At 63.1% G+C, this 6,820-nt stretch carries 9 protein-coding genes; 1 reads left to right on the top strand and 8 read right to left on the bottom strand.

Going from position 1 to position 6,820, the window contains the following annotated elements; all coding sequences use genetic code 11:
• The 5 genes from AC1DX0_RS28285 to AC1DX0_RS28265 form a co-directional block, all read right to left on the bottom strand.
• On the bottom strand, nt 1-372 hold a 372-nt coding region (locus AC1DX0_RS28285; protein ID WP_477357697.1), incomplete at its 3' end, for an aminotransferase class V-fold PLP-dependent enzyme.
• A 48-nt stretch (nt 373-420) separates the two neighbouring features.
• On the bottom strand, nt 421-1,095 hold the full coding sequence (locus AC1DX0_RS28280; RefSeq protein WP_477223102.1) for an amino acid ABC transporter permease: 675 nt from the start codon (nt 1,093-1,095) through the stop codon (nt 421-423).
• A 168-nt stretch (nt 1,096-1,263) separates the two neighbouring features.
• A complete protein-coding gene (locus tag AC1DX0_RS28275; protein WP_477223101.1) occupies nt 1,264-2,061 on the bottom strand; it encodes an ABC transporter substrate-binding protein in 798 nt (265 codons plus the stop codon).
• A gap of 95 nt (nt 2,062-2,156) precedes the next feature.
• Complete coding sequence (locus tag AC1DX0_RS28270) at nt 2,157-2,282, bottom strand: hypothetical protein (protein ID WP_477223100.1); 126 nt, start codon at nt 2,280-2,282, stop codon at nt 2,157-2,159.
• Nucleotides 2,283-2,466: 184 nt separating this feature from the next.
• Nucleotides 2,467-3,228: an HpcH/HpaI aldolase family protein gene (locus AC1DX0_RS28265; protein WP_477223099.1), complete on the bottom strand. Its 762-nt coding sequence runs from the start codon at nt 3,226-3,228 to the stop codon at nt 2,467-2,469.
• A 120-nt stretch (nt 3,229-3,348) separates the two neighbouring features.
• Here AC1DX0_RS28265 and AC1DX0_RS28260 point away from each other — a divergent pair, with 120 nt between their 5' ends.
• Nucleotides 3,349-4,440 (top strand): LLM class flavin-dependent oxidoreductase, encoded by a 1,092-nt coding sequence (locus AC1DX0_RS28260; protein ID WP_477223098.1) that lies wholly within the window; start codon nt 3,349-3,351, stop codon nt 4,438-4,440.
• Between the two features lie 24 nt (nt 4,441-4,464).
• On the opposite strand, the gene AC1DX0_RS28255 is transcribed toward AC1DX0_RS28260, so the two are convergent.
• The 3 genes from AC1DX0_RS28255 to AC1DX0_RS28245 form a co-directional block, all read right to left on the bottom strand.
• Nucleotides 4,465-4,878, bottom strand: a complete 414-nt coding sequence (locus AC1DX0_RS28255; protein WP_477223097.1) for a RidA family protein — start codon at nt 4,876-4,878, stop codon at nt 4,465-4,467.
• Nucleotides 4,879-4,943: 65 nt separating this feature from the next.
• Nucleotides 4,944-6,092, bottom strand: a complete 1,149-nt coding sequence (locus tag AC1DX0_RS28250; RefSeq protein WP_477223096.1) for an acyl-CoA dehydrogenase family protein — start codon at nt 6,090-6,092, stop codon at nt 4,944-4,946.
• An 82-nt stretch (nt 6,093-6,174) separates the two neighbouring features.
• On the bottom strand, nt 6,175-6,820 hold a 646-nt coding region (locus tag AC1DX0_RS28245; RefSeq protein ID WP_477357694.1), incomplete at its 5' end, for an enoyl-CoA hydratase family protein.

Genomic DNA, 6,820 nt, shown 5'->3' with positions numbered 1-6,820 from the left:
ACGTTCCCCCGTTGAATCTCTGGCAAGCATCTGGCCGATGCCGAGGCTGACCAGGCGGATGAACGAGGTGGCGTTCATGCCGAAGCAGATTTCCGCCGGGCTGTAGGCGTTGATCAGCAGTGCCACGCTTGTCCGGGCATCGGCGACCGACTGGTCGACGGTGACGCTGCGGCCATAGCGGCCGCCGCGCTGCACATTGTGCGAAACCAGATGGTTGGTCACCGCGTCGAGCACGCTCTGCGGGATCTGCGCGCCGGCGGCGTTGTCCAGGAAGATAAAATCGCCGGCCCGCTGCAGGGCGGGAAACATGGCACGGATGGTGTCGACGGGGAACGCTGAGGCGTTCGCTGTGTCGGTTTGATGCTTGTTCACGGGGTAGGCTCCTACAAAGGACTTGGGCGAGTGGATCGGTTGGCGAGATCAGCGCGTCTTCTCGGTCTTGAAGCGGTCTTCAAGCATGCTGACGAGGCGGACCATCGGCCAGAGGAAGATGAGATAGACCAGTGCCGCGCCGATCAGCGGCGAGGGGTTGGCGTAGAGCGACTGCGCGTTGGTCGCTTCCTTCAAGAGTTCCGGCAGCGCCACGGTGGAGGCGAGCGAGGTGTCCTTGAACATCGAGACGCAGTTGCTGGTCATCGGCGGGATGACCACACGGATCGCCTGCGGCAGCACCACCTTGCGCAAGGTCAAAAGGAACGGCAGGCCAAGCGCTTGCGACGCCTCGAACTGGCCTTTCGGAATGCTCTCTATGCCGGACCGGAACACTTCGGCCGAATAGGCCGACATGATGAAGGCGAACGCCGTCACGGCGGAGGCCCAGGAGGACAGGCGGATGCCGAGGAAGGGCAGCGCGTAGTAGATCAGGATCAGCACGACCAGCACCGGCAGCGCGCGGAAAATGTCGGTGTAGCCGACCGCCAGCCAGCGCAGCGGCTTCGGCGCATAGAGCCGCACCAGGCTGATCCCCAGGCCGATGGGGATACCGATGCCGATGCTCAGGATGCCGAGCAGCAGCGTGTTCAGGAAACCGCGCAGCAGCGCCGGCAGGCTGGACATGATGACATCGGGATTGAAGAAGGTGTCGATCAGCGACATGGGAGCGTTCCCGAACTGTTTTGTGTCCCGCGACGCCAGAGCAAAGGGTGCTCCAGTTGAAACCAAACGACGTCGCCTACGGTGAGCCGGTCTGTGCGGCAGCAGGCGCTGAGCGTGAAATGAATCGTGCCGGCCTGGAAAGCCGGCACGATCTCAGTGCATCGCCACTCAGGCCTTAGGCAGCGGCATTTCCTTCACCGTCGAGGAATCGGCCGGCGCGTCGCTGCCGAACCACTTCTTGTGGATCGCGGCCAGCGTGCCGTCCTTCTTCATCGCGGTCAGCGCGTCGTTGAGCTTGCCGAGCAGCGGGTGGTCCTTGGTCATCATCAGGCCGTACTGTTCGCCGGTCTTGATGCGCTGCTTGACCTTCAAATCCTTCATCTTGGTGAAGGAATATTCCATGCCCGGAATGTCGCTGACGGCGGCGTCGACGCGGCCGGCGCTGAGGTCGAGCAGCAGGTTCTGCTGCGTGTCATAACCCTTCACGTCGCTGAAGCCGTCGGCTTCCTGATGTGCCTTGACCCAGGTCTCGCCGGTCGAGCCGGACAGCACGCCGACGATCTTGCCCTTGAGGTCGGCCTCGGTGTTAACAGCGCTGTCGGTCTTCGTCGCGATGCCCATGTCGGAATCATAATAGGGCTGCGTGAACGACTGCGACTTCAGCCGCTCCGCCGTGATGGTGATCGACGAGATGGCGACGTCGATGCGCTTCGACGTGGTGGCGGCGAACAGCGCCTGGAAGCCGAGGTCGGCGATGTCGGTCGTCATGCCGATGCGCTTGGCAGCTTCGTTGACGATGTCGACTTCAAAGCCTTCGAAAGTGCCGCTCTCGTTCTTGTATTCGAAGGGCGGATTGGTCGGGTAGGCGCCGACATTGAGCACATCGGCGGCATAGGCGGTGGCGGGGCCGGCGGCGATGCCGATGGCAGCGGCGAGCAGGATGAGATTGCGACGGTTGAGCTTCATTGGTGTTCCCTCTGGGGTATTCCCTCTGGTTGTTGATCGAACGGGGCTGGCCCCGCACGGTTTCTTGCCGTCCCACCTCCCAGCGGGGCGTCAATTCATGGCCGCGACCATGCGGTCGAGCGGTTGGCGATGTTTTCGGTGTGCAGATAGCGGATCTGGACGCGCACGCCATCGACGGCATAGCGCGCGCTGGACGACGACTGGGGCAGCATGAACGTCAAGGACTGAACCCCTCCCACCCGAACACCACGATGGACTGGCCGGCAACCCCCTCCGGCACGGCAGCCGCCATCGATTTTGAATGCTTATCCAAAGTGGGACGCTTTTCAAGGCGAAAGTTTTAAGCTTAAAAAGCTTGGCCGGCCTGTTGCGCCTGCGATACGCTTTTTGCCTGGCCGGGCTAGCCTATGCCAATTCGTCGCGTGCGGCGGCGCCGTTGGCTGCAGCGCCGGCGCCAAGAAACATTGTGTCGCTGGCCAGCACGAAGAAACTCGCGCCGATGGCTGCCCAGCGGCTGACAGTCTGTGGGCTGGCGCAAAATATGCCGGCAGTTTTTCCATGTGCGATCGTCGCGCCGATGATTGTCGCGATCGCCGCATTGAGCTTGTCAGCGCCTTGCGGTCCGATCGCATCGATCGACACCGAAAGGTCGCCGGGGCCGACGAAGATCACGTCGACGCCGTCGACGGCCGCGATCGCGTCGATGTTGGCGAGGCCCTCCGATGTCTCGACCTGAACCGCGACGACGGTTCTGTCGTTGGCGCCGGCAAGATATTCGGGAATGCGATAGCCGTAGCCGGCGGCCCGACCGGGTCCGACGCCGCGCTCGCCGAGTGGCGGATAGCGCGAGGCTTTCACGGCCATCGCCGCCTGTGCCGCGGTCGAGACGCGTGGCACCAGCACGCCTTGCGCGCCGCTGTCCAAAGCCGCCTGGATCGCTTCCGGCGCATGGCCGGGAACGCGCACCATCGCCGGCACGCGATGGACGTCGGCCGCGCGCACCATGGTCTCGATCATGTCGCGCGAAATCTGCGCATGCTCCCAGTCGATGCAGAGGAAATCGAGGCCGGCCTGCGCCATCACTTCAAGCGCGACGGGATGCGGAATGGCAGCAAAGGAGCCGACGAGGTTTGCCTTGCCGATGCATTTCTGACGAAACTCGCTCATGCCCATCCCTTTCTCATTCCGCCGAATTCATATCGGCAAACTATCGCAAGGCGAAGCTATTTCATGCTTGAAATATTTTCGCGGAGCCGTAGCGTGCGATCTTCGCCGGGAGGTCGCGACATGAACAAACCACATCCCTTGCACGGCTCCAACAAACTGAAGCTCGGCGTCTTTTCGACCAATGCGGATGGTGGCCTTGCCATCACCGATGTTCCGGAGCGCTGGACGGCGAGCTGGCAGGACAATCTGACGGCGGCGCAAATTGCCGACCGCGCCGGGCTGGAGTTCATGTTGCCGATTGCCCGCTGGCGCGGCTTTGGCGGCCGCAACAAGGTGCGCGAATGGTCGTTCGAGACCTTCACCTGGGCAGCGGCACTTGCCATGGCCACCGAGCAGATCGGGCTGTTCATGACCGTGCACGTACCTCTGGTGCATCCGCTCTATGCCGCCAAGGCGCTGGCGACGGTAGACCATATCTCCCAGGGTCGCGCCGGCCTCAACATCGTCTGCGGCTGGAACCCGAAGGAATTCGGCATGTTCGGCACGCCGCTGGTCGAGAAAGGTTATGACCAGGCGGCCGAATGGATCGAAATCCTCGAGAAGCTTTATGCGTCGGCCGAGCCGCTCGACTATGAAGGCACCTACTATCACCTCAAGGAAGCCGTCAGCCGGCCGGCCAGCCTGCAGGTTCCGCGCCCGGTGACCATGAACGCCGCTTTCGGCGGACCGGGCCGCGATTTCGCCGCCGCCCGATGCGACTACCTGTTCACGACCTTTTCCGAAATGTCCGATGCCGGCAAACATGTCGCCGATATCAGGGAGCGCGCCGACAAGGTTGGCCGGGACGTCGGCGTCTACACGGTGGCGCATGTCGTCTGCCGCCCGACGATGGAGGAGGCGCAGGATTATTACACGCGCTATGCCGTTGATATGGCCGACCACGATGCGGTCGATGCCCACATGGCCGGCAAGAAGGAATTCTCGCAATCGCACGACCCGCATGCCTATGACCGCTACCGGCAGCGTTTCGCCGGCGGCGCCGGCACTTATCCGCTGATCGGAACGCCGGAAACCATCGCCGCCGACATGGCCGCCATTGCCGGACATGGCTACCAGGGCATTGCGCTGTCCTTCGTCAACTACACCAGGGAGTTGCCCTATTTCTGCGATCACGTGCTGCCGATTTTGAGGCAGGCGGGGCTGCGCGCATAAATTATTCCGCGAGCAACGAATTCATTATTCCGGATTAACGAGTTCGTCCGGAATAACGGCTGTGGCCTGAATCTCGACCTTGGCACGGTCCTCGACCAGCGCCACCACCTGCATGGCGGCCATCGCCGGAAAATGCCGGCCGATCACCTCGCGATAGGCTTCGCCGATGCCCCTGAGATTGGCGAGGTATTCGGCCTTGTCGGTGAAGTACCAGGTCATCGAGGTGATGTGCCGCGGCTCAGCATCTGCCTCGGCCAGCACCGCGACGATGTTTTGCAGCGTCTGCCGCACCTGGCCGACAAACTCATCGGTTTCGAACTGGCACTGCCCGTTCCAGCCGACCTGTCCGCCAACGAAGATGAACCGCCCACGCGCCGCGACACCATTGGCGTAGCCGACCGGCTTGGCCCAGCCTTCCGGCTGCAAAATCTCGTGCATTTCTAGCCTCCCGGTATTCCCAAAAACCAAAGTCTCAAAATCGAATGCCTGCCAATTTCTTGCCGTCAGGCCGCGCCCATCACTTGCCTGGCGATGACCACTTTCTGCACGTCGGATGCGCCCTCATAGATGCGCAGCGCACGGATCTCGCGATACAGGCTTTCGACAATATGGCCTTTGCGGACGCCGTCGCCGCCATGCAGCTGCACCGCTCTGTCGATCACCTCTTGCGCCTTGTCGGTGGCGAACAGTTTTGCCATTGCCGCCTCGCGGGTGACCCGCGCCGCGCCCATGTCCTTGGTCCAGGCGGCGCGGTAGACCAGCAGGGCGGCCGCATCGACGTCGAGCGCCATGTCGGCGATATGGCCCTGTACCATCTGCAACTCGGCCATCGGCGCGCCGAACAGTTTGCGCTCGGCCACCCTCTTGATGCTTTCATCCAGTGCGCGGCGGGCGAAGCCGAGCGCTGCTGCACCAACGGTCGAGCGGAACACGTCCAGCACCGACATGGCGATACGAAAACCGTCGCCGGGCTTGCCGATCAGTGCGGCGGCAGGCAGGCGGACCTGATCGAAGGAAAGCCGCGCCAGCGGATGCGGCGCGATCACTTCGAGGCGTTCGGCAATGCCAAGGCCCTTGACGTCACCAGGCACAACAAAGGCGGAAAGCCCCTTGGCGCCCGGCGCCTCGCCGGTGCGGGCAAAGACGATGTAGAGATCGGCGATGCCGCCATTGGAGATCCAGGTCTTTTCACCGGACAGCACATAGCTGTCACCGTCGCGGGTCGCTGTCATCTCGGTGTTGGCGACATCCGATCCCGAGCGCGGTTCCGACAGGGCAAAGGCCGAGATCGCCTTGCCGGCACGCGTCTTCGCCAGCCATTGCTGCTGCTCCGGCGTGCCGAACAGGCTGAGCGCGCCGGTGCCGAGCCCTTGCATGGCGAAGGCGAAGTCAGCGAGCCCGTCATGGCGCGCCAGCGTCTCGCGGGTGACGCACAAAGTGCGCACGTCGAGGGGTGCCGGATTGTCGGTGTCAACAGCTGTCGGCTTCAGCCAGCCGTCCCGGCCAAGTTTTTGCACCAGCTCGCGGCAGGCCGCATCGACATCGTGGTGATCGACAGGGAGGTTTGTCGCGCACCATGCTTCGAGGTGCTCGGCCAGTTCGCGATGACGGTCCTCGAAGAACGGCCAATTGAGGAAGGAGCGGTCAGGCATTTCTCCCTCCGCAGTATTTGGAGCGTTGCGCTCTACGGCGCCCCCCTCTGTCCTGCCGGACACTCTACGGAAAGCATCATCCTCAATCCCCCTCGAACACCGGCTTTTCCTTGGCCACGAACGCCTTGTAGGCGCGCTCGAAATCGCGCGTCTGCATGCAGATCGCTTGCGCCTGTGCTTCCGCCTCGATCGCCTGGTCGAGGCCCATCGACCATTCCTGGTTGAGCTGTGTCTTGGTGATGCCATGGGCGAAGGTCGGGCCGGAGACGATACGCGCCGCCATGTCGAGCGCGTCTGCCTCGAGCGCTGCCGCATCGACCAGCCGGTTGTAGAAACCCCAGCGCTCGCCTTCGGCCGCCGTCATCGTGCGGCCAGTGTAGAGCAGTTCTGCGGCGCGGCCCTGGCCGATGATGCGCGGCAGGATCGCACAGGCGCCCATGTCGCAGCCGGCGAGACCAACGCGGGTGAACAGGAACGCGGTCTTGGCTTCCGGCGTGGCGATGCGGATATCGGAGCTCATGGCGATGATGGCGCCGGCGCCGACCGCGACGCCGTCGACGGCGGCAATGATCGGCTTGCCGCAATTCAGCATCGCCTTGACGAAATCGCCGGTCATGCGGGTGAAAGCCAAGAGCTGTTTCATGTCCATCTTGACCAGCGGGCCGATGATGTCGTGGACATCGCCGCCGGAGCAGAAATTGCCGCCATTGGAGAGGAACACCACGGCG

This window comes from Mesorhizobium sp. P3_A9 (genome assembly GCF_056402975.1).
This window is presented reverse-complemented; position numbering and strand designations above follow the sequence as displayed.